Origin of the sequence: Asprobacillus argus (assembly GCF_032248395.1) — a bacterium.
GTDB lineage: Bacteria > Bacteroidota > Bacteroidia > Flavobacteriales > Flavobacteriaceae > Polaribacter > Polaribacter argus.
In genome coordinates this window covers 527,902-553,996 of record NZ_JAVTTO010000002.1, presented here as the reverse complement: position 1 = coordinate 553,996, position 26,095 = coordinate 527,902, and the positions used below count along the sequence as shown (strand labels likewise).

22 protein-coding genes, 1 tRNA gene and 1 other RNA gene are annotated in these 26,095 nt (G+C 33.6%); 10 read left to right on the top strand and 14 right to left on the bottom strand.

What is annotated here, in order from left to right:
- Positions 1 to 51: 51 nt before the first annotated feature.
- Positions 52 to 127: transfer RNA gene (locus RQM59_RS06225), tRNA-His, on the top strand.
- A 166-nt stretch (positions 128 to 293) separates the two neighbouring features.
- Positions 294 to 620, top strand: coding sequence for a hypothetical protein (locus RQM59_RS06220; protein ID WP_349241221.1), 327 nt, complete (start codon positions 294 to 296; stop codon positions 618 to 620).
- Here the strand turns inward: RQM59_RS06220 and RQM59_RS06215 are convergent.
- From RQM59_RS06215 to uvrA, 7 genes are all read right to left on the bottom strand, one after another.
- On the bottom strand, positions 609 to 1,061 hold the full coding sequence (locus RQM59_RS06215) for a helix-turn-helix domain-containing protein (protein WP_349241220.1): 453 nt from the start codon (positions 1,059 to 1,061) through the stop codon (positions 609 to 611). The two genes, RQM59_RS06220 and RQM59_RS06215, sit on opposite strands and share 12 nt — an antisense overlap.
- A 234-nt stretch (positions 1,062 to 1,295) precedes the next feature.
- A complete protein-coding gene (locus RQM59_RS06210; RefSeq protein WP_349241219.1) occupies positions 1,296 to 2,045 on the bottom strand; it encodes a LytR/AlgR family response regulator transcription factor in 750 nt (249 codons plus the stop codon).
- Between the two features lies 1 nt (position 2,046).
- Complete coding sequence (locus RQM59_RS06205; RefSeq protein ID WP_349241218.1) at positions 2,047 to 4,047, bottom strand: sensor histidine kinase; 2,001 nt, start codon at positions 4,045 to 4,047, stop codon at positions 2,047 to 2,049.
- A 74-nt stretch (positions 4,048 to 4,121) separates the two neighbouring features.
- The gene (locus RQM59_RS06200) at positions 4,122 to 5,198 is read right to left on the bottom strand and encodes a hypothetical protein (protein ID WP_349241217.1); all 1,077 of its coding nucleotides are present in this window, start codon (positions 5,196 to 5,198) and stop codon (positions 4,122 to 4,124) included.
- 3 nt (positions 5,199 to 5,201) lie between these two features.
- Complete coding sequence (locus RQM59_RS06195; protein WP_349241216.1) at positions 5,202 to 7,358, bottom strand: VIT domain-containing protein; 2,157 nt, start codon at positions 7,356 to 7,358, stop codon at positions 5,202 to 5,204.
- 96 nt (positions 7,359 to 7,454) lie between these two features.
- Complete coding sequence (locus tag RQM59_RS06190; protein ID WP_349241215.1) at positions 7,455 to 8,570, bottom strand: MauE/DoxX family redox-associated membrane protein; 1,116 nt, start codon at positions 8,568 to 8,570, stop codon at positions 7,455 to 7,457.
- Positions 8,571 to 8,574: 4 nt separating this feature from the next.
- Positions 8,575 to 11,370, bottom strand: a complete 2,796-nt coding sequence (gene uvrA / locus RQM59_RS06185) for an excinuclease ABC subunit UvrA (protein ID WP_349241214.1) — start codon at positions 11,368 to 11,370, stop codon at positions 8,575 to 8,577.
- Positions 11,371 to 11,588: 218 nt separating this feature from the next.
- Here uvrA and RQM59_RS06180 point away from each other — a divergent pair, with 218 nt between their 5' ends.
- Entirely contained in the window at positions 11,589 to 12,173 is a 585-nt protein-coding gene (locus RQM59_RS06180) for an RNA polymerase sigma factor (protein WP_349241213.1), read from the top strand.
- 246 nt (positions 12,174 to 12,419) lie between these two features.
- On the opposite strand, the gene RQM59_RS06175 is transcribed toward RQM59_RS06180, so the two are convergent.
- Positions 12,420 to 13,076: an endonuclease III domain-containing protein gene (locus RQM59_RS06175; protein ID WP_349241212.1), complete on the bottom strand. Its 657-nt coding sequence runs from the start codon at positions 13,074 to 13,076 to the stop codon at positions 12,420 to 12,422.
- A 34-nt stretch (positions 13,077 to 13,110) separates the two neighbouring features.
- Between RQM59_RS06175 and bcp the strand changes: the two genes are divergently transcribed.
- Positions 13,111 to 13,560: a thioredoxin-dependent thiol peroxidase gene (bcp, locus tag RQM59_RS06170; RefSeq protein WP_349241211.1), complete on the top strand. Its 450-nt coding sequence runs from the start codon at positions 13,111 to 13,113 to the stop codon at positions 13,558 to 13,560.
- A 9-nt stretch (positions 13,561 to 13,569) separates the two neighbouring features.
- Here the strand turns inward: bcp and RQM59_RS06165 are convergent, their stop codons facing one another.
- Genes RQM59_RS06165 through RQM59_RS06155 form a run of 3 tightly spaced genes read right to left on the bottom strand, consistent with a single transcriptional unit; the run spans position 13,570 to position 18,569 of the window.
- The gene (locus RQM59_RS06165; protein WP_349241210.1) at positions 13,570 to 14,382 is read right to left on the bottom strand and encodes a cyclase family protein; all 813 of its coding nucleotides are present in this window, start codon (positions 14,380 to 14,382) and stop codon (positions 13,570 to 13,572) included.
- Positions 14,383 to 14,399: 17 nt separating this feature from the next.
- A complete protein-coding gene (locus tag RQM59_RS06160) occupies positions 14,400 to 16,850 on the bottom strand; it encodes a TonB-dependent receptor (RefSeq protein WP_349241209.1) in 2,451 nt (816 codons plus the stop codon).
- Positions 16,851 to 16,877: 27 nt separating this feature from the next.
- Positions 16,878 to 18,569 carry a M23 family metallopeptidase gene (locus RQM59_RS06155; RefSeq protein WP_349241208.1) on the bottom strand — a complete coding sequence of 564 codons (1,692 nt, stop codon included), beginning with the start codon at positions 18,567 to 18,569 and terminating at the stop codon, positions 16,878 to 16,880.
- Positions 18,570 to 18,734: 165 nt separating this feature from the next.
- On the opposite strand from RQM59_RS06155, the gene RQM59_RS06150 reads away from it, so the two are divergent.
- The 4 genes from RQM59_RS06150 to rny all read left to right on the top strand — a co-directional run bounded on the left by RQM59_RS06150 (position 18,735) and on the right by rny (position 21,108).
- Complete coding sequence (locus tag RQM59_RS06150; RefSeq protein ID WP_349241207.1) at positions 18,735 to 19,025, top strand: hypothetical protein; 291 nt, start codon at positions 18,735 to 18,737, stop codon at positions 19,023 to 19,025.
- Between the two features lie 18 nt (positions 19,026 to 19,043).
- Positions 19,044 to 19,334, top strand: coding sequence for a cell division protein ZapA (locus RQM59_RS06145; RefSeq protein ID WP_349241206.1), 291 nt, complete (start codon positions 19,044 to 19,046; stop codon positions 19,332 to 19,334).
- A gap of 50 nt (positions 19,335 to 19,384) precedes the next feature.
- Positions 19,385 to 19,491, top strand: a non-coding RNA gene (gene ssrS / locus RQM59_RS06140) — 6S RNA.
- A 48-nt stretch (positions 19,492 to 19,539) separates the two neighbouring features.
- Positions 19,540 to 21,108, top strand: coding sequence for a ribonuclease Y (gene rny / locus RQM59_RS06135; protein ID WP_349241205.1), 1,569 nt, complete (start codon positions 19,540 to 19,542; stop codon positions 21,106 to 21,108).
- A 33-nt stretch (positions 21,109 to 21,141) separates the two neighbouring features.
- On the opposite strand, the gene xerD is transcribed toward rny, so the two are convergent.
- Positions 21,142 to 22,050 (bottom strand): site-specific tyrosine recombinase XerD, encoded by a 909-nt coding sequence (gene xerD / locus RQM59_RS06130; RefSeq protein ID WP_349241204.1) that lies wholly within the window; start codon positions 22,048 to 22,050, stop codon positions 21,142 to 21,144.
- A 195-nt stretch (positions 22,051 to 22,245) separates the two neighbouring features.
- Here xerD and RQM59_RS06125 point away from each other — a divergent pair, with 195 nt between their 5' ends.
- Together RQM59_RS06125 and aroQ are read left to right on the top strand one after the other, a co-directional pair.
- Positions 22,246 to 22,866 carry a porin family protein gene (locus RQM59_RS06125; protein ID WP_349241203.1) on the top strand — a complete coding sequence of 207 codons (621 nt, stop codon included), beginning with the start codon at positions 22,246 to 22,248 and terminating at the stop codon, positions 22,864 to 22,866.
- An 81-nt stretch (positions 22,867 to 22,947) separates the two neighbouring features.
- On the top strand, positions 22,948 to 23,361 hold the full coding sequence (aroQ, locus tag RQM59_RS06120; RefSeq protein WP_349241202.1) for a type II 3-dehydroquinate dehydratase: 414 nt from the start codon (positions 22,948 to 22,950) through the stop codon (positions 23,359 to 23,361).
- Here the strand turns inward: aroQ and RQM59_RS06115 are convergent.
- Both RQM59_RS06115 and ftcD read right to left on the bottom strand, forming a co-directional pair.
- Positions 23,356 to 24,288: a bifunctional helix-turn-helix transcriptional regulator/GNAT family N-acetyltransferase gene (locus RQM59_RS06115; protein ID WP_349241201.1), complete on the bottom strand. Its 933-nt coding sequence runs from the start codon at positions 24,286 to 24,288 to the stop codon at positions 23,356 to 23,358. The genes aroQ and RQM59_RS06115 overlap by 6 nt on opposite strands.
- Positions 24,289 to 24,354: 66 nt before the next feature.
- Positions 24,355 to 26,049: a glutamate formimidoyltransferase gene (gene ftcD, locus RQM59_RS06110; RefSeq protein ID WP_349241200.1), complete on the bottom strand. Its 1,695-nt coding sequence runs from the start codon at positions 26,047 to 26,049 to the stop codon at positions 24,355 to 24,357.
- Positions 26,050 to 26,095 lie beyond the last annotated feature (46 nt).

Sequence of the window (26,095 nt, the reverse complement as noted above, 5' to 3'; positions counted from 1 at the left end):
TTTTCTTTTTCTAGATTTAAAAAAAAATTATATTTGCATCCGCAATTATATGGTGGTTGTAGCTCAGTTGGTTAGAGCATCGGTTTGTGGTACCGAGGGTCGTGGGTTCGAGCCCCATCTTCCACCCAAGAAGCCTTTTCTAAAACGAAAAGGCTTTTTTTGTACTCATATTTTAACCTAAATGGTCTTCATTTTATGTGATTATTTCTTTCTATAATCAACTCGGATAGATGAGAATATTAGGTTATTACAAATTTGGTTCGTAATTTGACGTCTTTAAAAGGGCACAAAAAATGACATTACAGCAAAAAATGATGGCTAAGATCGACGAAAGTGGAGGAATCGAAAACTTGGTCGATTTTCTGAATAAGTTTAGATTGACTATTCATGAATCTGATAAGATATACTTCAACAATATGATAGATTACTTTTCTTTGTTATATCAACAAGAAGTTCCTGTAGAACAGCATGCTGTAGAGTATAAAGAGGCTTCTTTAAAAACTATAGAAATCCTTAATAAGTATAATAAAGACGATACCTTGGAGTTGCTTACTTTTTTAAACAATCTGATAGTGTTTAAATTAGAAGCGGTATCTAATATCAAAAACTTAGCTTCCTAACTGATTCTTTCCTTTTCGGAAGGTTGACTTTAAATTAGAATTGTCTTGATCTATTCTTCTGAATAGATTCGTGGCCCTATCTTTATTGATAGTGGTTTCGATATTAGATATCTTTTGAAGCAGCTCTCCTGATAGCTCTTCAAACCGCTTCCTGACTACATTGTTTATATGAAAAACAAGGGGGGTCGGTCTCACATGTTGGGGGACATAGTCGTTAATGCTTTCTCCGTCTCCGGTAAATAACCATAAAGGATCAACTTCACTTAAGTTGTCGATAATAGCAAAAAGAATTTTCTCATTGGGCTTTTTTGAATACGTAACTACGGTACTTACCAATTGTTGTGATACGCCAATAAGTTCGGCAAACTGCCTCTGATTCAATCCAGTACTTTTAAATACCTGAACTATTCTGTCTGCTCTTTCTGTATCTTTTATGTTCATTTTTATACTCAGGAATATTCAAATATAGTGAAATTATACTATAAATCAATATCATTTTTTTAATGATTTTACAGACATCCCTAATAACAGGGAGCTATAAATTTCACTGTTTTCTGGGATTGTGTAGTTTAAAGTTTAGATATACTTTTGAATAGAATGGTAATCCTTTATCATTCACTCTTTTCATAGCAATTTTGATCCGCTCTACCTCTTTTTTCATGTAGAGCGGATTTTTTATAAACGTTTTATTGCGTCAAACACTTCAGGTCTCTTTCTAACAGAAACGGGAATGGAAGAATTATCTTTTAACATCAAATAGCCACCATCAGATTTTATATATTCTTTAATATACTGCGTATTGATTAAGTGACTTTGGTGCACTCTTAAAAAGTGGTATTCTTTAAGCATATCAGCGTAATACTTTAACGTTTTAGTAACTAATAGCTTGGTTCCATTTTCAAAAAAGAACTGGGTATAGTTATTATCGGATTTGCAACGAATAATTTCATTTAGACCAACCACAATAATTTTGTCTAACGTATTTAACGATATCTTTTTTGGTTTTTGACTTGGATATGCAACTGTATTTTTTAAAACTTCTAATTGCTCTTTTCCAGGAGTGATCTGTCTTTTTGCTTTAGAAATAGCCGTTTCTAGATCTTCTTTAGAATACGGTTTCAGGACGTAATCTATAGCAGCAAACTTGAAGGCTTTTATAGCGTACTCATCACTAGCAGTTACAAATATGATTTTTGAATGTAAATTAGGAACGATCTCCAGGATGTCAAAACCTGTACCATCACCGAGCATAATATCCAGAAAAAGAATATCTGGTTTATGGGTTTGCAACAATTTAGCACCTTCTACAACACTTTTTGCAGTGCCAATGATTTCTATTTCTGGAAAATACAAAAGCAAGTCGCTCTTTAACATTTCTAATGCAGAAAGCATATCATCGATAAGAACAGCTGTAAGTTTTGACATATTAAAATTCTGTTTTTAGAGGTATTTTAAACCAAATCTTAGTCCCCAGAACAGCACCGTTTTGTACAATTTCAGAAATGTAAAATGATTGTGCGCCAGACATACCTTTAATTCGTTCTTCTGTTACTTTCAACGCGATAGATTCATGATTCGTATCTCTTGTTTTCTTTTTAGACTGTTTATACCCAATACCGTTATCAGTAATTATACAAACTAAAGAAGTACCTTTTATTTCAAAGGACAATGTGATCTTTCCGTTTGTATTTGTATTCTCAATACCATGTTTTATGGCATTTTCAATAAAAGGTTGAATCAGCATAGGTGGAATTAGTATTTCATCCAAATCGATAGTTACCTTATCGGTATTTACAGCAAATTGAAAAGATGTTGCTGATATTTGCTGCTCTAAAGCAATATATTTTTTTAAAGTGTCAATTTCTTGTAACAAAGAGATTTCCTCTTGCCGCGAGTTTTGAAGGATGCCTCTTAAGAGTAAAGCAAAATTATTAATGGCCACATTCATTTCTTGCATTTTCTCTTGATTTCCTAATGCTTTTATACTGTTTAGGACATTAAAGATAAAGTGTGGATTCATTTGAAGCTGCAAGGCTTTCTGTTCTAATGTAAGAAGATGGTTCTCGAGCGTAAGTTGCTTAACCTTTTTTGCATTCTTTCTTTTAATATTTCTTATAACCAAAACTATAACCAATATTAATATCAATGTTAGAGTGGTTATAACGCTGTAGATAAACCATTTTTTCTTGTAGATAGGAGTATCGATAAAAAATGAGAACTCAATAGGGTTAGTTGTTTGAAGGGGTTTATTTCTCGAAAGAACTTTGAAAGTATATTCCCCAGAATTCAAATTAGGAAAGTCAACAGTACTTTTAGTCGTCCATGGACCTTTATTTTCGTTGAGTGTCCATTGATATTCCATCTTATCACGTGTATTAATGTCTACAGCCTTAAATGAAAAAGAAATAGTGTTCTGACTAGGACTTAAATATAACGTATTGGAATAGGTATTTAAAGAAATACTATCTATAGGTTGGTAGTCAATTTCTATATTTTCAAAGTATATCTTCGTAGTTTTTTTAGGGATATCTGTTTTTAAGAGACTATACGTATACAGTCCATTTCCAAATGTAGCTAACCAACAATTGTCATCATTATCAACAAAAACCTCTCTGATATTGTTAACCTTAAAACCATTGTACTTGCTTATTCTTTTTTCGAAATCAAAATTACTATTGAATATATAGACACCATTGTTGTCTGTGGAGATCCAATATTCATTATCGAAAACATTGATAGAGGTAATATGCTTCACATTCTGAAATCGAAATTGATTTTTATTGGTTTCAAAAACTTGAACGCCTTCAGAGGTTGTTGTGGCAAACATCTTATCGCCAATAACTCTCAAGGATGTATATTCTCCATCATGAATGCGGACTGTTTTTTTAGGGAAGGTAAGTGTATTCACATACCATAATGCTTTCTGCCCAGCTATATAATATCCGTTATTGAAATACGCAATATCGTTTACTGGGTTTAAATCTATCTGATCATTTAGTTTTATTGGAGTTACTGCCTGTTTCTGATAAAGATATAGACCCTGAGCACTGGTTAATAATACCTTATCTCTAATACTCTTTACGTTTGTTATTTCAAGATTAGGGATGGCTATAAACTGATGGAGATTTGTTTTAATGACTAGACCTTTATCTGTTGCAATAAATAAAGAATCGGTCGCGTAGGTAAGAGCATTTATTTTGTTGGAGAGCAAACCTTCTTCTATGGAAAACCTCAAAAACTCTGAACCATCAAAACGAACAATCCCATTATTTTGAGTAGCAATCCATAGGTAACCTATATCATCTTGTATAAGGTCAGTTATGTTTGATGAAGTCAGACCGTTAGAAAGATTGTAGTTTCTAGGCGTGTTACTTTGAGATGAAGCAACCGTGATGTACAAAAAGAAAGTAAAGAATAGATATCTCATCGAAACAAACTTACATAAAAAAGGTAACTGTATCCTACAACAGTTACCTTTTAAACAACAATTTCTATTCCATATTAATTTGATGCATATAAGCGCAGATTATCTGTATCAGGTTTTATATGTTCAAGATCTCCATATGGTTTGATAAGAGGTTTTAGAATGCACACTACTACCGTTTTTCCTTTAATAGTAAGTGTATTTCCTTTTTTAAGAGCTCTCCATCTAAACTTTTCTAATGGAATGTTGTAAGCGTTCATCTCTTTAGATAATAGCTCATCTTCAGCTATCCAATCCATGATCTCTTCTTTCAGTTTAAAGTTGGGCATTGCGTCGTCAGAGTTTGTATAGTCGAACTCCCATTTTACTGCAACATTAAACTTGAAAGTATATGGATCTCCAATATATCTCTCTGCTTTATTGTTTAACGCATCATACCAATCGATGTCCTTTTCTTCAGAATATGTCCGTGCAAACTCTTTAGACAAATCTACATTGCCTGGTGAATGCGCAGTAGGGTAGAAGCCATAGTATGGTTTTGCTAAATAATGATCGGAGAACTCCCCTCCAAATACATTATAATATGGAGAAGCAATTACATTAGGTACAACATCGGTAACAAAGGCGTCTTTTAATGTTTTCATTAACTCTGTATTCTTTCCTAAACCGCAAGAGTGAAATACGATCTTTGTTTTTGTGCTGATTACATTATTTAACCCTGGTAATGTACCTTGTGTCATCACCTTTCGTAAGGATTCTTTGGTCGTTCTATCTCCTTTGATAATCGTCTCTAAAGAAAGCCCTCTCCAAGGATTACTATGACTCACAATATGAATCTCTCCATACTTGTTTCCGTCATGATTTTTGTTCAACCAGGTGATAATTTCCTGTAAAGAAAAAGCATGATCAACTACTTCATATTTTTTGTTTAAAAAATAACTACGTGCGCTTTTATAAAATTTGTTGGTTCCTTCATCAATGCCGGTAATAAAAACAACTGGCTCTCTTAAGATCTCTTCTTTTACGATCACAGTTTCCTTCACTGTCTTCTCAGCTACTTTTGATGTAATTTCTTTTTTTCCACAACTAGTTAGTTGTGCCGTTAACAGAACAATTCCTAGAATCATTCCTGTTTTTTTGATTGTTCTTTTCATTTTTTATCGTGTTAAGGTTATTACTAATTCTTTATTAATCGTAAGATGTGGTGGTAGTTTTTCAAAAACGCTAATCATGCCAGGATCAACAATCCAAAACCCGTTTTTTTCCTTTTCAATTCTAACAACTTCTCCGCTAGCATTAACATATATTCTAAGCCTTTTATAAACTTTCAGATATGCCTCAATTGTTTTAGAATAACTACCTTTTAACCACATTTTAATACTTCTTTTTCTAGTTTTTTCTATACTTGATTTTATGGATATTTTAAACGATCTCTTATAGATAGATCTACCTTCAACTTTAGCTTCTGCACCCACTGCGGAATTATTTACTTTAGCTGGTAACGGTAAGGGCTGTTTTACTTTTTGTAGCTTACCTTTCTTATTGACAACTTCATTATCTACCGCTACAAAAGATGTGTATTGGGTGGCTAGATTATAGGCGAGCCCTAATTCTATTACTTCATCTTTAATATCTTCTCTAAAGTTTTTCTTATAATCATTCAATCGTTGAATGCTTTTTCTTGCCCATAAATATTTTAATGCCTCATGATCTTTGCTCAGCTTCGCATTCGCAACTTGTAAACTCTTTGTGTATTTTCCATTGGACTGATAGCCTTGTATGGAAATTTGCCCAGTTGGTATTCCTTTCCACTTCCCGTATACCATGATTGGCCTACTAGAGAATACATCAGGAATTGTTTTTGGCTCTATATCATATAGTTCAATTCCATTACTTTTCAACGCAATCTGAGTAAGAAGTGGAGCATTTATGTATTCTTTGAAATCTTTAGCTACTTTAAAGGCATCGGTATGATTGGTAGCAATAAATGCTTCGCTTTTGCCAACTCTTGCCATTCCTTCTAGTAAAAATCGATTAACTCCACTTCCTATTCCAAAAGTGACTACATTCGCTTTGTCTAAATTATTTTCTATCAATTGAAATGCATCTTTTTCAACACTTACATATCCATCGGTAATAACAACCATAGTTCTAGCTGTCTCCTTATATTTTCTTGGTAAAGTATAGGCTCTCTTTAATGCATTTATAAGATACGTTCCGCCGCCATATACACCAGAACCGTCTTTAAGAAACTTATAGGCTTTATCAATGTTTTTTTCACTCGCCGATATAGAGTTTGGACTGAAAACTTGGCTACTTGAAGCAAAGAGAAGGATATTAAAAGAGTCCTTTTCAGTAAGATTGCTAAGCAGGTTTTTCATCAAAGATTTAGTAACCTCTATTGGATATCCCATCATCGAACCGGATACATCAACTACAAAAAGATATTCTCTCGGAGGAATTATTCCTGTATTTATTTTCTTTGGAGGTTCAATCATGAACGAAAAGAAATTTTCATTCTGTCCTTTATATAGTAATAACCCAGTTTGAATATCATCACCACGTAAGGCATAGTTTAGTATGAAATCTCTATTGCCAGGGTTTTTGTTTGAGCTTGACAGTCCAATTTCTGCAGAAGTTAGGTCAGGGTGTCTTACTAATATTTCATGAGAATTTGAATATACCTTTTGTAAGCTAATGCCGCTGTTGATGCACACATTAAGGTCAAAGTCAAATGTACTGTCAACACCTTTTTTTGTATAAGGTAAATTAAATGTTTGCTCACCAGAGTTATTCTCACCAGTAAATCTTGGACCAACAACACCTGGAAATACAAATTGATATTCACTGTTAATAGGGGTGATCATTTCCGTATAGAAAACCTCAATGATCACTTCATCTCCTTGCATAATATTTCCGACCTTCATTTCAAATACATTAGGTCTTTTTTGATCTAACTTAGCAGCTCTTTTTCCTTGTTTAATAGCTTTGTCATATATCTTTTTAGCCTTTTTCTTTTCATATACTTTTGCTCGAATGCTTCGATCTCCAATCTTCATGTGCATATTATGCACTGCAGCTTTTGTAGACAAGGGAAAGATATAAGTTGCTTCTATGGGATTTGATCCTAAGTTTTGATAAACTTGTGTCAATTTAACGTGTGCAATAGTTCCCGTTATTTGAACATCCGCTTTTGTGCTTTTTAAAGGAATAATAGCTTTTGATGAATTAACAAGTAAATAAGGACTTTCTGTTTTTTGAGAGAATCCAAAAAAGGATATACCTAGAAAGAGAAGGATGCAAAAGTTTTTCATGACTACATTGTTTTATGATTATATATCAAATGTAGTTTGTGAAGTACCTGTAATTATGTGCTAATTAGAATTCGTAAGAACCCAATTAGAATTCGTTTAATTTTTAGTTTTTTCTTGGTTATAAACTACCAAAGTTGTCAGGTTTTTTTGAATGGGATCATCAGCAAATGAACGTAAGTAGTCATCAAGAGATTGTATGATCCGATCTTCAGGATAAAACAATACCTTATTAACGTCACCTGCCCATTCATTAACATTTATATAGACCATTTCTTCATGGACTCTATAATATGCCTGAACATGTTTAGGAAGCTTTTCCTCGAGGTCTTCAGATATAAAAACGTTATAATACTTTAGATCAGCAGTAAAGAAATGAAAGGAGAGCAACTTATCATAAAAACCAAATAGATTATTTCCTAAAGGTAATAGACAGGTTATGAACAGTACAATGGCTTTTTGTTTATCAAAAAAGGCAAAGAAGAAATCGTAGAATTTTGTTGTTTTCAAACCCCAAAACAAAACAACAACACTGATCATATTCTGAATGTTCCAGGGGACTACATTATATCCATAGCCCAAAAAGAATAGGAGAAAAGTGATAGTTCCATGCATGATTAGAATAAATGCGATTCCAAACTTTCTAGTTTTATTGAATAATAGTAATACCCCCATAGATGCTTCTAGCCAAGGAACTGCGTAGGTAAATACTTCTAAGAACCATTGTGGTAAAAAACTAAAGTGTTTTTCCAATGCACTTAACCATTGAATATAAAAGGCATCATTTAGTTTTTGAATACCACTCCAGAAATACGTGGCAAAAAATACAAGAATGATAGCGTACAAAATCTTTTTAGGAGCCGTATTCTTTGGAAAAAGTACAATGGCCAGAATCGTTAAAAAAGATTGATAGAAATAGGGTTGAAGCCTATTTTGATCTATAAACGCCAAGTAGATGTATAGAATTAATACAAACGCTCCAATCCATCTTTTGGGTTTGAATATATAGACAATCTGAATTAAGAAAAAACCAATCCCCAGAATATAATCGAAAGGATAGGATGGAATGGGTATCCAGTCAAATAATGGAATGACGGGGAAATCTTTAGTAGTAACCCAAAGTTTTGGTCCGTACAACATCAAAATCAATACGGCTAGGATAGAAATAATCCGAACCCAATTAATTTTCTGTGAATCTGTAAGACGGTTGATCATTACCCTAAAATACTAACTTCTCTTTTAAATATTCTGCCGTGTATGAATTTTTATTTCTTGCTAATTCTTCTGGAGTACCTTGAAAGATTAATTCACCTCCATTTTTGCCGCCCTCTAAACCAAGATCTATAATATAGTCAGCACATTTTATCAATTCAATATTATGTTCGATAACAATAATTGAATGCCCTTTTTCTATCAAAGCATTAAATGAATCTATTAATTTTTTAATATCGTGGAAATGTAACCCAGTAGTTGGTTCATCAAATATAAAAAGTGCTTTATCCTTTGTATTTCCTTTAACTAGAAATGATGCAAGTTTGATCCGTTGTGCTTCTCCGCCTGAAAGCGTAGAAGAAGATTGCCCTAACTGTACATAGCCTAATCCAACATCTTGTAAAGGTTTTAGTTTTTGAGAAATTTTCTTCTCCATATGTTCAGTAAAAAAGGATACAGCATCATCTATGGTAAGGTTTAAAATATCGTCAATTGTTTTATTATGAAAAGCCACTTCTAATACTTCCTTTTTAAAACGCTTACCACTACAGGTTTCACATTCTAAATGAACGTCGGCCATAAACTGCATCTCAATAGTAACTTCTCCTTCTCCCTTACAAACTTCACATCTACCACCTTCTACATTAAATGAGAAATGTTTAGGCTTATAATTTCTAACCTTGGATAATTTTTGATTCGAAAACAATGCTCTAATATCATCATATGCCTTGATGTATGTAACAGGATTAGATCTAGATGACCTTCCAATAGGGTTTTGATCAATAAACTCGACATGTTTAAGTGTGTCAAAACTCCCTGTAACTTCAGTATGTTGTCCTATTTTATCGCCATATCCTATAAGTTTTTTTTGCATGGCAGGATACAATATCTTTTTTACCAATGTACTTTTTCCACTTCCCGAAACACCCGTAATGACACTTAAAGCATTTAAAGGAAATGTGACATCAATATTTTTAAGATTATGCTCTCTAGCTCCTTTTACCTCAATCTTGTTTTTTGATTGTCTCCTAGTGGTAGGGATCTCAATTTTTAGCTCTGAAGAAAGGTATTTAGCCGTTAAGGAATCTGAAGAAATGATATCATCAAAACTACCTTCTGCTACAATATTACCTCCGTAAGTTCCAGCTTCTGGTCCGATGTCGATAATATAATCTGCTTCTTTCATGATATCTTCATCATGTTCTACCACAATCACTGTGTTTCCTAAATCTCGTAAATTTTTTAAAACGTTGATCAACCTTTCAGTATCTTTTGGATGTAAGCCAATACTAGGCTCATCTAAAATATACATGGACCCCACTAAACTACTTCCAAGTGAGGTAGCCAAATTAATTCGCTGACTTTCTCCTCCAGACAATGTATTTGAAGTTCTGTTCAGCGTTAGATAACTTAAACCAACATTACTCAAAAATTCCAATCGACTGTTAATCTCTTTCAGCAGACGCTTCCCAATCTGTTGCTCGTGTGTACCTAAATTGATCTTTTTAAAAAATGATGCTAATTCATCCAGCGGCATAGTAACTAGTTGAGATATGGTCTTACCATCAATTTTTACATAGTCCGTTTCTTTACGAAGACGATTACCATTACATGCTCCACATAAAGTTTTTCCTCTATACCTGGAAAGCATTACCCTGTTTTGGATCTTATAACTTTTTTCTTCTAACGCTTCGAAGAAATGGTTAATTCCCAAGAAACTTTTATTACCAGACCAAACTAATTTTTTCTGTTTCTTACTTAGCTCAAACCACGGCTTATGTATGGGGATATCAAATTGGTAGGCAGCATGTACGAGTTCTTCCTTATAGTGTTTATAGGAATCAGATCTAAAAGGAAAAATAGCATCCTCATAAATAGAAAGTCCTGTATTAGGAATTACAAGGTCTTCGTCAATACCGATCACATTTCCGTAACCTTCGCAATTAGGACATGCTCCATATGGATTGTTGAAACTAAACAAATGTGTATTAGGTTCTAAAAATGTGATCCCATCCAATTCAAATTTGTTGGAAAATTCTGTAATTTTATTTGTACTTAAGTCTTCTATCTGACAAGTCCCCTTTCCCTCAAAGAAAGCTGTTTGGACGGCATCTCCTAATCTATTTAAAAAATTTTCATTGTACTGAACCACAACTCTATCTACAACTAGATAAATAGCATCTTCATTTTTATAGTTTTCAATAGGAAATTCATCAATTCTGTAAATGGTATCTTCATATTTAACTCTTGCATACCCTTGCTGCGCCAGTACTTGTAACGAAGTTTTTAATGGCCTCTTTTCGTCAATAGCAATAGGTGCAAGGAGTAGTAATTTTGTGCGCTCCTCAAACGTTTTTACAAAAGTAACAACGTCAGTTACTGTCTTTTTCTCAACTGGTTTCCCAGAAATAGGAGAGTATGTCTTACCAATTCTCGCATATAATAATTTTATATAATCATAAATCTCTGTGGAAGTACCCACTGTGGACCTCGGATTTGTAGAATTTACTTTTTGCTCTATGGCAATTGCAGGAGCAATTCCTTTAATGTAATCCACTTTTGGTTTATGTAACTTTCCTAAAAACTGTCGTGCATAGGAAGAAAGACTCTCTACATATCGTCTTTGTCCTTCTGCATATAAGGTATCAAACGCTAACGATGATTTTCCAGAGCCTGATAAACCAGTAATAACCACCAATTTATTTCTTGGGATAATAACATCAATATCTTTTAGATTGTGGAGTTTAGCTCCTTTTATCAGTATGTTTTTTTTGGGATCTGCTAGAGCAATATTCTGAGCCATAGTTACATTAAAATCAAGCTATAAAATTACCACTTTTTAGCCTATTTTTATAAGATATCTTAATGAAAGTTGTTAAAAAGTTTGTAATTACAAAAATTATTCTTCATATTTGACACTCTATAAATCAACAGATTAAACGCGTATAGAAAAAAACTACTTTTAAAATTATTGAGTAATAACAGAAAAGTCCCTGATACTTTTCCTAAAAGTAGATTATAATGCGTAAGAATCTAAACCCCGATGGCACATTAGTTAGTGAGTATATAAATGGTAGTGAACATGCTTTAGAAGTTCTTATCAAAAGACATCAACAACGTCTATATAGCTTTATTTACAGTAAAGTACAAGATCGAGATATTACAGAAGATATTTTTCAAGATACTTTTATTAAGGTGATAAGAACCTTAAAAAAAGGTAATTACAACGAGGAAGGTAAATTTCTTCCTTGGGTAATGCGTATTTCTCAAAATTTGATCATAGATCATTTTAGAAAATCCAACAGAATGCCTTCTTTTAAAAATACAGATGAATTTGATATTTTTTCTGTATTGAGTGATGGTAATTTAAATGCAGAGAAGAAACTTATAAAAGAACAAATTTATTCAGATGTAAAGTTACTTGTAGAGGAATTACCAGAAGATCAAAAAGAGGTGTTGATCATGCGAATGTATAAAGACATGAGTTTCAAAGAAATTAGCGAAAATACAGGCGTTAGTATTAATACTGCATTAGGTAGAATGCGATATGCGCTAATTAATTTAAGAAAGATTATAGAAAAAAATAAAATTATTTTAGTGAATTAACAATAAAAAGGTTTTTGCTCCGTTACTTTATTGAAACACAACCTTTAAAACGAATATATGGGGCAACTTTACTTTAAAAAGTCATCCGATTTTCGGATGCAACCTAGAAAAGAAACAGTTCAATTTTTGATTAATTTTTCCAAATCGCTAACAATTGTTAAAACCAAATCAAACAATCTCATTGAATTGAATTTGAATTAAGAGTGGAAAAAGTCTTGACAGGAGTCAAGGCTTTTTTTAATGTCCTTATTTTCCCTTTTTATGATATTCGTCTAATACAGATTTTCTTCCTACGGTTTTAGTGATCTCATCATTTTCTAACTTCCAACCTCTGGCAGGACAATATTCGCGACCATAGTATATGATTTGCAGGTGCAACTTATTCCAAATCTCTTTTGGAAATAATCGTTTGGCATCCCTTTCTGTTTGTGCAACGTTTTTCCCATTGCTTAGATTCCAACGATACATCAACCTATGGATATGTGTATCTACAGGAAATGCTGGTACGCCAAAAGCTTGACTCATAACTACACTAGCCGTTTTATGACCGACAGCGGGAAGTTCTTCTAAGGCTTCAAAACTCTGAGGTACTTTTCCTCCATATTTATCAATTAATATATGTGAGAGTCCATATATACCTTTAGATTTCATAGGTGATAGGCCTACTGGCTTAATGATTTCTCGAATTTCCTCTACCGATAACTTAATCATATCGTATGGGTTATCTGCCTTTGCAAATAGGAGAGGAGTGATGATGTTTACCCTGGCATCCGTACTTTGCGCCGACATTAGAACAGCAATTAAAAGCGTGTACGGATCTTTATGGTCTAATGGAATAGGAGTTTCAGGGTATAATTTTTCTAATGTGTCAATTACGAATTGAACCTTTTCAGATTTGGTCATTTATCAATATCTTTACAAAACAAAAATACAAAATATGACTACACTAAAAGTAGGCGATAAAGCCCCTAATTTCGAAGCAAAAGATAATCAAGGAAATACCATCAAATTAAATGATTATTCAGGAAAAAAACTGGTAGTTTTCTTTTACCCGAAAGCAAGTACACCAGGATGCACCGTAGAAGCTTGTAATCTTCGAGACAATTATCATACATTCTTGGCTAAAGGATATGATATTTTAGGGGTGAGTGCAGATTCTGCTAGAAGACAACAGAATTTTATCAATAAATACGAATTACCATTTCCATTATTAGCAGATGAAGATAAAGCAGTAATCAATGCTTTTGGTGTTTGGGGGCCTAAGAAGTTTATGGGGCGAGAGTTCGATGGTATCCATAGAACTACATTTGTGATTGATGAAAATGGAATTATTGAAGATGTGATCTTAAAGGTAAAAACGAAGGATCATACTGCGCAAATATTGTAAGTAACAAATTTATTGATTCAAAACAGCAATAATCCGTAAAGGACTCCCTGTACCATCTTTGATTTTCATAGGTAACGCGATGATCTGAAAACCTTTTGTAGGTAATTGAGCAACATTAGCGACATTCTCAAATGCAGGAATGTTTTTAGACAGTAGAATTACATGACTTTTAAAGTATTCTGACTGCCCATAATCGATACTTGGTGTATCTATGCCTATAGCGTGAATATTTCTATTATCCACTAACCATTGGGCTGCCTCGGGAGATAAACCAGGAAAATGAAGTTCCTTAACGGCATGCTCTCCTCGTTTATCCGTACCCATATACTTTACCTTATCGGGATAGTATCTGGAGAAGCCTGTTTCCAAAATAACAATGGACCCGTCTGGAATTTTTCCTTCTTTAGCCTCCCAATCTTCAAAGTCTTTAATACTGACTAAATAATCAGGATTATTTAAGGCATTTGTACTCACATCTACTTTAATGGCATTTCCCATTAAACGATTCAAAGGAATTTCCTCAACAGTCTGACCTGTTTTTGAAAAGTGAATAGGAGCATCTATATGTGTTCCCCCATGTTCCGCAGTCGCAAAATTGTTAGCTGCATAAAAATATCCTTTATCTGTATCACCTTTGTAGACTACATCTAGTTCAAATTCTCTGGCAGTTACCCAGTAAATCGTTTCTTTAGAGAAGGTATAGGTAAGGTCTATAATCTTGCTTTTAGAGAGATTATTTTCTTTAGGTTGTTCTTTTACCTTTGGAGTATTACATCCTATAAGTATTAATAATCCAAATACTATAGATACTATTTTTTTCATGGCTTGTAACTCTTAGATTAAAATTGCATACTTACTTTAAGGTTCAAAACCCTACCCGTCATAAAATTTGGAATACCAAATTGCCTTTTGGAATATACATCTCTTACCCATGTATTGGTAATGGAGTTTTGAATATCGAACATATTAAAAAGCTCTAAACCAGCAGTCAACTCTTTAAATCTAGACAGCCAACCGTTAGTATAACTGTTCTTTTTGTTAGCATCAACAAATACGTATGATACACCAAGATCAGCTCTTTTATAGTCACGTAAACGTTCTTGAAAGTTGTAAGGATCGGCATATGCTGGAGCACCACCAGGAACACCTGTATTATAAACCAAATTCAAATAGGCTTTTAAATCTGGAATGTTTGGAACATAGTCTTGAAACAAGATCCCAAACTTTATACGTTGATCTGTAGGCCTGGCAATATATCCTCTTCCTGCAATGTTCTCTTCTGTTTTCAAATATCCTAAACTGATCCAACTCTCGTTACCAGGCACAAACTCACCATTTAAACGAACATCCAAACCATAGGCATATGCTTTAGTATCGTTATTGGCTAAATAACGGATTCTAACATTATCTACCACATATGAATTTACATCAGTTAGATTCTTATAATACAATTCTGTAGTAAGCTTAAAAGGCCTGTCCCACATTTCAAAACTGTAATCATTCCCAAGCACTAGATGAATAGACTTTTGTGCTTTCACGTTTTTATTAATAGTGCCATCAAACCCTCTCAATTCTTTGTAAAAAGGAGGTTGAGAATACCATCCTCCAGATACCCTAAACAACATGTCACTATCCCAATTCGGTTTAATAGCGAATTGAGCTCTTGGGCTTATGATAAATTGACTTTTGGTTGACTGACCTTGTGGTGTAACTGCCCACGTTTGACCTCTAATTCCAACGTTATACCATACATCATGATCTCCCCAAGATGTTTTTTGACTGAATTGGACAAAACCAGAAAGCCTATTGATCTTTATATCATTCTCTGCTCTAACAGCTTGAAACGGTGTTATAGGTCCTTCAAAAGGTTCGTATGGCTCCTCATTACTGACTATATGATCTAATGGACGTACAGAAAATCCCAAAGAATCAATAATTTCCCATTCTCTGATGCGATCTCTAATATCTTCTCGTTGATATTTAACACCGAAATCGATTTGATCACCATCCTTTTTATGTGTCCCTCTGATTTCTGCATTCACAATTAATGCATCCAGGTCATTTCTAGCATGATTTAGCTGTGATCCTATACCTTCAGAAAATTGTACATCACCAAAGGTTTCTGACCCTAAATTAGAATCTACTTGACCTAAATTGTAAGAAGCAGCTATGTCGAAATACTCTTCTTCCTGAGTATTGTATGCTGATAGTGTACCTGTTAATTTTAAATGGTCATTCACCTTATAATCGGCACTAACTGCTCCGAATGAGGTAAGAAACTTATCAATCTCTTGACCTTGATAAAATACAATTAACTCTAAAGGTTCTGCTACGGTTCCGAAACGAGTTTTTCGAGTTAATGGCTTGTAGTTGTAATCATTCAGCGAGAAGTTACCCAGAAAATTCAATGTTAACTTTTCATCGACGCTATACGATAAAAAGGTTTGAACATCTGTAAAACTAGGCCTGAAGTTTGTTTCGACCTGTTTACTATTTACAAATAAGCTATTGTCTCTGTATCGCACTCCTAAAATAGCAGATAGCTTATTGTCTAGTAACGTTCCTTCAATTGTTGCACTGGCACCTAACAAGCTTGCATCTACTTTTACAGCAAATTCTTTAGGAGTTCTATATGTGATATCGAGAACGGATGAAAGTTTATCGCCGTATTTGGCTTGAAATCCTCCTGCAGAGAATTTAATGTTTTGAATCATATGAGTATTCAGAAAACTCAAACCTTCTTGTTGTCCAGATCTTATTAAAAAAGGTCTGTAAATTTGAATTCCGTTAACATATACTAGATTTTCATCAAAATTCCCACCTCGTACATTATACTGTGTACTTAACTCATTGTTATTATTGACACCAGCGAAGGTCATAAGAATGTTTTCTACTGAACCTCCAGGGATCTTATCTAAGAGTGTTTTATCTATGGTCTTTACTCCTTTTGCATCTCCAGTTCTATCTTTAATAATAACTTCGTCTAATTTCTCTGTTTTTAGAGTCATTACAAGTGAAAGGCGATAAGTTGTAACTCTTTTGGCAGTGTACGTTCTTATAAGTGTATGATGAGAAATATGACTAAAAGTGATAGAAACCTCTTCATTTATAGGAATCCGTATTTGATATTTTCCGTTTGTATCCGTGTTGGTTCCTGTTGTACCGAATTTGATATTAACTCCTTGAATAGGCTTATTATTCTTATCTTTTATAGTTCCTTTTAAAATAGCTGTCTTCTGAGCTAGAAGCACCACAGGAAATAAAAGAAAAATGAATATGATTTTTTTCACGTAGTATGTTGTAAATTTAGATGGGCTTTACTTCTTGTAAAACGTTGCAGATAAAGTATTCGTATTTCCTACATTATCTGATACTACAATTTTAAAGGAATGTTTGCTACCAACCAACTTTTTGTCACTAAAGTTGTAAACTAATTTTTTCTTTTTGAGGTCATATTCCATTAAGATCCATTCATCATCTAAAGTAGCTCTATAAGATTTAATACCAGAACCCTTATCAGAAATATAAACTCTAATTTGATCTTTATTCGTAATCCATTGATTATTTCTGAAATTCAAATTATATATTTTAGGTTTTTGATTATCAGAAGCTAAAGTGTATCTACCTAAAGTTTTTGTTGTAGTATAAAACTTATTTTTCTTCTTCTTGGTATTTTGATAATTAACATACTTTTTGTTCACGATCTTAGCTATAAACATACGTTCTTTTTCGGCTTCTGAGTACTTGGTAACGTCGAAAGTTAATGTGAATTTTTTGTCAAGAGGAATCGAAGGTTCATGGATTGTAGCAATACTATCCTTAACATCGAAATCTAAATATACATCTTCATAGAGTGTGTTTTTTGGAAAGGCTATAGTGATACCATCTTTTTGGAATTTATGAAATTGAGTTGCAACGATTTTATACGCTGTGGTATCTTTGGGACGTTTAAAAATACTATTTGAAGATGTTCCTTTTATAGGAATTTTAACGGTAGATCTATTTCCGGTAATATCTGTAGCTATAATTTTTACAGTATAGTTCATGCCATCATCTACGGTTATAGCCCCTTTATCTATGAGATTTTCGTATATACTAAGGTCATTTCCTTTTACAACATGTGTCTTTTGCACTCTATTTTTAAATTTGTAATAGTGCGGATAATCAATAAGTAAATTAATGTACTTACTTTCTCTAAAAGAAAAAGTTTCCACATCGTGATAATAAACTCTTTTATCATTTACCAGCATTTCAATGCTATATACTCCATTCTTATTGTGTGCATTATTCAGCTTGTCATATACGTTAATACCAAAGCCTATTCGTCCACTAGCCAAAATTCTATTGGTTATGTATTCTCCATCTCGTACCCTCTTTATTGCCAATACCTGATTCTTATCGGATTGATTGATTCTTGCAGTATTATCCAATGTATAGGCCATAAGTTTTTGAATTCTAGGCTTGATGGTGTCTTTTACTTTTATACCAAATAATAAAGGGTTAATAATGTGTTCCGTTTTAGAATCTCTTAACTCGTAGTGCAGGTGAGGAGCAACAAAGCCTCCAGTGCTGCCGCTATAAGCAATTATCTGTCCTTTAGTAACATTAATTTCTCCTGGCTTTAAATAAATGTTACCCGTTTCATATTGTTCTTTCTTGTACTGAACAGATTTTACGAACTCTTGTATTCCTTTCCCAAATTTACTTAGGTGAGCATAAACACTTGTATACCCATTATCATGTGTAACATAGATTACTTTGCCATATCCCCAAAGTGCTACTCGTATTCTAGACACATAACCATCTGCAACAGCATATACTTTTAAACCGTTACGTTGTTTTGTTTTAATATCTATACCAGAATGAAAATGATTATTTCTGAGCTCTCCAAATGTTCCAGAAAGCACTAAAGGAATATCTAACGGGCTTCTAAAATAATTTTGCGGATACTTTTGACTAAACGCTTGAAAGCTAGTAATAACAACAAAAAATAAGATTATTTTTTTCAAAAACTCAATTTTAAGCTAAAATAAAAAAAAATGATTTTAATACTGTTAAAGCAAACAAAATATTATGTACTTCGCAATTATGGTGTAGAAAAAATGAGGATTTCATTTTAATATATCAAACCAGAATGCTAACTTTGTAGATATAGTTTATTCTTAAAAAAGTTAATGAGTAATACAATAGAAGCAATTCATTTACTGGAAGATAAGTTAAAAAGCTTGTTATCTAATTATGAATTTTTAATTAAGGAAAATGAAATTTTGCTTCAAAACAACAATAAATTACAGCATCAACTTATCGAGAATCAGCAAATCTTGGAAGAGCAGCAAAAGAAATATGATCTTTTAAAGATTGCAAAAACTATAGAAGGCAGTAGTGATAGTACAAAAAATACAAAATTAAAAATAAACGCTTTAATTCGAGAAATCGATAAATGCATTGTTCAGTTGCATGAATAATAAAGTTCTTTAAAGATATTGGCCAAGTTAAAAATTAATATAGTAATAGCAGGCAGAACGTACCCTTTGAGTGTGAATACCACGCAAGAAGAAGAAGGAATGCGTAAAGCAGCTGCTGTTATTAATCAGTTAATTTCTAAATATGAGCAAAGTTATGCCGTAAGTGATAAACAAGATGTTTTAGCTATGTGTGCATTGCAATTTGCATCTAAATTAGAAATATCCAAACTTAGTGACCAGTCAGAGAATTCAGAAGCGTTAGATAAAATAAATGAATTAACGAAGTTAGTTAATACTCATTTAGAATAAGTTCTTTAAAATATAATAATACACTGCCTACATTAGTAACTGTTTGATAAACTCAACACTAATCTGTTATGAAGGATGAGTCGTAGTTGTTAAAGCAAGCCATTTTAGATGGATCCTTGATCAGCTAGTTAGTCCTATAAATGTCATAATGGAGTTTATATAAGCCAAACTGATGTAGGCTTTTTTTATACACTAAATCAAAATTATGGAAGATATGATACTACCCATTGCAATGGGAGTTATAGGAGGTTTGGCAATTGGATTGTTAATTGCAAAATTTCTTGAGAAATCTAAATCAAATAAATTATTAAATAGTACAAAAAAAGAGGCAAATGCGCTAATTAAAGAAGCAAGGGTAGAAGCAGAGGCTTTAAAAAAAGATAAAATATTACAAGCAAAAGAAAAATTTATTGAATTAAAATCTGAACATGAGAAGGTAATTCTTTCTAGAGAGAAGAAAATCGCTGATGTTGAGAAAAAGGCACGAGATAAAGAATCTCAAGCACATTCAGAGTTAGAAAAAACCAAAAAACTTAACAGATCTTTAGAGCAAAAAGAAGCAGATTATAATTACAAACTGGAGTTCTTAGAAAAAAAAGAAGATGACGTTGATAAATTGCATAAAAGGCATGTAGACATGCTAGAGCAGATATCTGGTCTTTCTGTAGACGAAGCAAAAAAAGAATTAGTGACTTCGTTAAAAGAAGAAGCAAAAACCGATGCGATGGGGTTTGTACAAGAAACCTTAGAAGAAGCCAAACTAACGGCACAGCAAGAAGCAAGAAAGGTGATTTTGAATACCATTCAGAGAGTTGGAGTAGAACAAGCAGTTGAGAATTGTGTCTCTGTTTTTAATCTTGAATCGGATGATGTAAAAGGAAGAATCATTGGTAGAGAAGGGAGAAATATTAGAGCATTAGAGGCTGCTACAGGTGTAGAGATTATTGTTGATGATACACCAGAAGCAATTATACTATCCTGCTTTGATCCAGTTAGAAGAGAAATTGCCAGATTATCTATGCATAAGTTAGTGACTGACGGAAGAATCCATCCAGCACGTATTGAAGAAATTGTTAAAAAGACCGAAAAGCAAATTGAACAAGAGATCATTGAAGTAGGTAAAAGAACTGTTATTGATCTCGGTATTCATGGATTACACCCAGAACTTATTAAAACAGTTGGAAGAATGAAATACCGTTCTTCATATGGGCAAAATTTGTTACAGCACTCAAGAGAAGTAGCAAACCTTTGCGGAATAATGGCATCCGAGCTAGGTTTAAATGCAAAACTTGCTAAGAGGGCAGGATTGTTACATGATATTGGTAAAGTTCCCGAAACGGAGAGTGAACTACCGCATGCACTATTGGGAATGCAATGGGCAGAAAAATATGGTGAGAAAAAAGATGTTTGCAACGCTATTGGAGCGCACCATGATGAAATTGAAATGAAAAGCTTGATTGCACCTATAGTGCAAGTTTGTGATGCAATTTCAGGTGCTAGACCAGGAGCAAGAAGACAAGTCCTAGATTCTTACATTCAACGACTAAAAGACTTGGAAGATATTGCTTTTGGATTCACAGGGGTTCAGAAGGCATATGCTATTCAAGCCGGAAGAGAACTAAGAGTAATGGTAGAAAGCACAAAGGTGAACGATACTAAAGCTGCAGAGTTATCTTTTAGTATCTCACAGAAGATACAGAATGATATGACGTATCCAGGTCAGGTAAAAGTCACGGTTATTAGAGAAACCAGAGCTGTCAACGTAGCGAAATAATTAAAAACGTACATAAATATAAAACCTCGAGGATTAATCTTTGAGGTTTTTTCTTGGATGAAAGTTTTCTACAACATCCTTTAAATAACTTCTGTCTAAGTGGACATATACTTCTGTTGTGGTAATACTTTCGTGCCCTAGCATTTGCTGTATGGCTCTAAGATCAGCTCCATGCTTTAATAATTCAGTAGCAAAAGAATGGCGAAGTGTATGAGGGCTTACTTTCTTATCCAGATTTATCTTTATAGCTAGATTTTTTAGGATGATAAAGACCATTTGACGTGTTAAACCTTTTCCTCGTCGGTTTAAAAATAACGTATCTTCATAACCTTTCTGAGGCTCTATATGAGGTCTTATTTGGTCGATGTAAAAATCTATATACTTCTGTGCCTTCCTATATATTGGAACGTAGCGTTGTTTATTTCCCTTCCCCAATACTCTAATAAATCCTTCATTAAAAAATAAATCCGATAACTTTAAGTTAATTACTTCACTTACTCGTAATCCACAAGCATACATGGTTTCTATAATGGTCCTATTTCGTTCGCCTTGCGGATGACTTAGATCAATAGCAGCGATTAATTTTCCGATTTTTTTATCGGATAAAGTATCAGGTAATTTCCGACCGATTTTAGGTATTTCTAAAAGATCAGTGGGGTTTGTTTTTCTGTAATCTTCAAAAACCATGTAGTCAAAAAAACTTCTAAGCCCTGATATTACTCTTGCTTGACTTCTTGAGCTAATTTTTTTTGCAATTTCATAGACAAACTCCTGAATCGTTGTTTCGCTAATTTTTACCGGACTGATATTTATCTCCTTCTCATCTAAATAAAGTATTAACTTTTTAAGATCTCTACCATAACTATCAATGGTGTTTTTTGACAGTCCTCTTTCTATATTTAAAAATGTAAGATATTCTTTAAGGATAGACTGCCAATTCATATGCCGAAATATACAAAATAATAAGCCATATGGACTTTTAGTTTTAACACTATACTGTTAATTTTTTTGTCTAATATATTCTGATTTCCTAGATGTTACGTCACTTCTTATAAGTCAAAAAAAATTAAAATAAAAATAGAATTTAAAAGAATATAGAAGTAATTTAGCCTCGTTTAATTTAAAAAATTGTATAAAATGAAAAAATTACTTTTTATTGCTATGATGGCATTTGCAAGTATTACCACTGTAAATGCTCAAAAAGAATCAGGACTTGAACTCGGTGGAAGTATTGGTGTTAGTACATCTGTTATTGCAACTTCCGACAGTCAAATTACTTCTGATAATCTAACATCTTTTAACTTGGCAGCGAGTGCTGAATATTACTTCTCAGATCGCTGGGGGTTAAAAGCAAAATTGATTTTAGATAATAAAGGATGGGGAAATGGATTTGTTCAAGGACAAGGGAGCTTTACTACAACAGATATTAAGCTAACCTATTTAACGTTGCCTGTGACAGCGAATTGGCATTTTGGATCAACAAGAAAATGGTACTTACACTTTGGATTGTATGCAGGATTTCTATTGAATGCAGAAGCTAAGGCAACAGGTATGGATGTGTCTGATGCTATTGAAAGTGTTGATATAGGTCTAGCTGCTGGAATTGGGTATAAATTCCCAATAGCGGAAAATACAAATATGTTTATTGAGTATGATGGCCAAGGTGGATTCACCGACGTATTTGCAAATAACACTGGAACTTCTGTAAGAAACTCACGCGCTAGCTTTAACGTAGGAGTTTTGTTTGATTTAGACTAAATGAAACCGAAATAATATAAGTAAAGAAGAGGAGGTGTAGGCTTCCTCTTTTTTTTATTGAATAAGTTGTATTTTCGCTCAATGAAATTGATTATTATAAATGGTCCGAACCTTAATCTACTAGGTAAAAGAGAGCCAGAGGTATATGGAGCTGATTCATTTGATATGTGTTTTGAATCTTTAAAGAATAAGTTTCCGGCTATTGAGTTAGAATACTTTCAATCTAATATTGAAGGAGAACTTATTGACAAGTTACATGAGGTAGGTTTTTCTTATGACGGAATTATCCTTAACGCTGCGGCTTATACACATACATCGATAGGAATTGGTGATGCTGTAAAGGCTATTGAAGCTCCAGTTATAGAAGTGCATATTTCGAACGTGCACTCTAGAGAAGACTTTAGACATACCAGTTATATAGCAGCAAATGCAAAAGGGGTTATTTTTGGGTTTGGATTAAAAAGTTATGAGCTAGCAGTTCAAAGTTTCCTATAACTCTAATATCATTTTAATATCGGCTCTTTCGTAAAGTGCCTCGTTTTCTACAGGCACTTCATAAAACCCAACTTTTCTGTATAAATTGATAGCTGGAGTTAATGATCTGTTAGAATAGAGCATAATTTTTTCCCATCCTTGTTGTTTGGAAAACTCAATGCACTTATCCATAAGCTGCTGCCCAATTTTCATTCCTCTATATTTAGGTGAAACTGCCATCTTACTTAGTTCGTAGCACTCGTCTTCATTGATAAGAGCAACGGTGCCTACAATTTCGTTGTTAAATCGAGCAAAGAAAATATACCCTTTATTGTCTAGAATGTATGATTGAGGGTTTTCCAATACCTCTGTATCATGTGGCTCTACGTAAAAGTAGGTCTCCAGCCACTCTAAGTTTAACTCTAGAAAATCTTTGGCATATTCCGAATCATAATCTATAATTTCTATGGAATTGCGTATACGCTGCATGATTCTTTGGTAGAGCGGTTTATCTCTTTGGTTCTGCTCGGTTAGACGGATATGATTCATCAAAGAAGTATCTGGTCTCTTGATAAATGCCGTTAATTCTTCTTCCATTATCTTCCAAATAGGGTCTAGCTTTAAAACAAGGGCAGACCCTTTTTCGGAGAGAGAAATGTTCTTCTTTCGTTTATCGTTTATATCTGGTGTAATAATAACGAGCTCTCTCTTCATTAGTGAGTTAATGAATTGTGTAACGGCTGGTTGCGTAATTTGTAAATATTCGGATATCTCACCGGTGCTTATTGATTTCTCGTCACTAATAGTCTTAAAAACAGGGAATAGAGTAGGGTCAAAGTCCAGATAGAGACTTTTATATACTTGTTTTACATCTCTCATTAATGTTTCACTAAGTCTTTTCATTCTTGAACCAAAAGCAAGTTCTCTAAATTCTAAAAGTTTATCCATTATAAATTATATAAGTACTTATGCAAATATATGAAACTTGGCATAATAATCAAGTTTTCCCAAAATTTAAATTTTTGAATCTATTAGTTGGATCATTTCCTCCTCAAGAGCTAATGTATCTTTATAGATCTTTTCAGACCTAGAAAGAATGTCGTTAGCAAATGATTTATCCTTAATATCCTTAGCGTTAATTCGAACGTTAAAGTACGCACCTATAACTGCTGTTCTTGCACACAAAGCTCCAACACCTGCATCTGAAAGTGAATTTTGCAAGCCTTCTTTTGCCATAGCCATCATTACTTCCATAGAGTGGTAAGCAGTTTCCATAACCTTAAAAGGGATTTCTGTTGCATATTTCGTTGCTTCTTCAATAGCTGTTTTACGTGCTTCTTTTTCCTCTTCTGTAGATTTAGACATTCTAAACCCGTCAATAATTTTATTAAAAGCATTGGTGTCCTCGTCGACTAAAAACAACAATTCGTTTTTGTATTGTTGTCCTTTTACGGCCCATTTAGAATAGAATTCCCATTTATCATCCCATCCAGCTTTGTGCGCAGAAAGATTTGCTACCATAGTTCCTAGCGAAACACCAAGTGCACCAACATAGGCAGAAATACTTCCACCTCCTGGGGCCATCGACTCTGAAGCTGTTTCTTCTGCAAAGCCTTTTACGGTAAAATCTACAAGCTTCTTATCACTTTTAGCGTTCATTACATACTCTATAATTCTTTCATTATGGTTAAAAGGTTTAAGATCATCTAACCCCAACGACTTTACGGCAATCTTGATTTTTTCAGATTCACTAATACCTACCGAACGTTGCTGCTTTACTAGAAAGAAATCTGCCGCATCTAACATTGCCTGTAAAGGCACCAAACCAACTAGTTCAGAACCTGTTACTCGTAAACCTCTTGCAGTTGCAGCTTTTACTGTTTCATCAAATGCTTCATGCATAGAGGTGATGCTAATATTGGTCAGGTTATACGAAATTTGAGCAATTCCATATTCTTCAATATACCAGCCGATACCTTTCACTGCTTTTAATTTTCCAGGAACCCTAACTGGTTCTCCATGCTCATCTAAAACTTTCTTTCCGGTAATTGGATTCCCTTCTCTTTTAACTCTACCCGCTTCACGAATATCAAACGCAATTGCATTTGCACGACGTGTGGAAGTAGTATTTAAATTGATATTATAAGCAATTAGAAAATCACGAGCCGATATCGCAGTCACTCCATAACTAGCTACACGGTCACTGTATTGAGACGGCCCGAAGTCCGTTTTCCATTCAGGGTTAGATAGTTTTTCCTTTAAACCTTCATATTCTCCGGATCTTATAGTTGCTAGGTTTCTTCTTTCTTCACTGGTAGCAGCATTCTCATAAAAATAACCACTGATCCCTAATTCATCTCCAACCCTTTTACCCAACTTATGCGCAAAAGATGCCGTTTCTTCCATACTAATGTTTGCTATTGGAATTAAAGGACATACGTCTACAGCTCCAAATCTCGGATGCTCTCCAGAATGTTTGCTCATATCTATTAATTCCGATGCTTTCTTAATTAACAAATAAGCAGCCTCTATCACTTTTTCTGGCTCCCCGACGAATGTAATCACGGTTCTGTTTGTTGCTTTTCCTGGATCTATATCTAAAAGCTGTACACCATCCACGGTGGTAACAGTATTTGCTATTGTATTGATTTTCGTAATGTCTCTTCCTTCACTAATATTAGGGACGCATTCGATAAGTTTTGTATTCATGGTTTTTGTTATTGAAAGGTGTAAATGTAACGGATATAAAACTTGA

Bases quoted from the DNA above. Each gene is read 5' to 3' on its own strand.
- RQM59_RS06220 (WP_349241221.1), top strand. From the start codon at position 294: ATGACATTACAGCAAAAAATGATGGCTAAGATCGACGAAAGTGGAGGA.
- RQM59_RS06215 (WP_349241220.1), bottom strand. From the start codon at position 1,061: ATGAACATAAAAGATACAGAAAGAGCAGACAGAATAGTTCAGGTATTT.
- RQM59_RS06210 (WP_349241219.1), bottom strand. From the start codon at position 2,045: ATGTCAAAACTTACAGCTGTTCTTATCGATGATATGCTTTCTGCATTA.
- RQM59_RS06205 (WP_349241218.1), bottom strand. From the start codon at position 4,047: ATGAGATATCTATTCTTTACTTTCTTTTTGTACATCACGGTTGCTTCA.
- RQM59_RS06200 (WP_349241217.1), bottom strand. From the start codon at position 5,198: ATGAAAAGAACAATCAAAAAAACAGGAATGATTCTAGGAATTGTTCTG.
- RQM59_RS06195 (WP_349241216.1), bottom strand. From the start codon at position 7,358: ATGAAAAACTTTTGCATCCTTCTCTTTCTAGGTATATCCTTTTTTGGA.
- RQM59_RS06190 (WP_349241215.1), bottom strand. From the start codon at position 8,570: ATGATCAACCGTCTTACAGATTCACAGAAAATTAATTGGGTTCGGATT.
- uvrA (WP_349241214.1), bottom strand. From the start codon at position 11,370: ATGGCTCAGAATATTGCTCTAGCAGATCCCAAAAAAAACATACTGATA.
- RQM59_RS06180 (WP_349241213.1), top strand. From the start codon at position 11,589: ATGCGTAAGAATCTAAACCCCGATGGCACATTAGTTAGTGAGTATATA.
- RQM59_RS06175 (WP_349241212.1), bottom strand. From the start codon at position 13,076: ATGACCAAATCTGAAAAGGTTCAATTCGTAATTGACACATTAGAAAAA.
- bcp (WP_349241211.1), top strand. From the start codon at position 13,111: ATGACTACACTAAAAGTAGGCGATAAAGCCCCTAATTTCGAAGCAAAA.
- RQM59_RS06165 (WP_349241210.1), bottom strand. From the start codon at position 14,382: ATGAAAAAAATAGTATCTATAGTATTTGGATTATTAATACTTATAGGA.
- RQM59_RS06150 (WP_349241207.1), top strand. From the start codon at position 18,735: ATGAGTAATACAATAGAAGCAATTCATTTACTGGAAGATAAGTTAAAA.
- rny (WP_349241205.1), top strand. From the start codon at position 19,540: ATGGAAGATATGATACTACCCATTGCAATGGGAGTTATAGGAGGTTTG.
- xerD (WP_349241204.1), bottom strand. From the start codon at position 22,050: ATGAATTGGCAGTCTATCCTTAAAGAATATCTTACATTTTTAAATATA.
- RQM59_RS06125 (WP_349241203.1), top strand. From the start codon at position 22,246: ATGAAAAAATTACTTTTTATTGCTATGATGGCATTTGCAAGTATTACC.
- aroQ (WP_349241202.1), top strand. From the start codon at position 22,948: ATGAAATTGATTATTATAAATGGTCCGAACCTTAATCTACTAGGTAAA.
- RQM59_RS06115 (WP_349241201.1), bottom strand. From the start codon at position 24,288: ATGGATAAACTTTTAGAATTTAGAGAACTTGCTTTTGGTTCAAGAATG.
- ftcD (WP_349241200.1), bottom strand. From the start codon at position 26,049: ATGAATACAAAACTTATCGAATGCGTCCCTAATATTAGTGAAGGAAGA.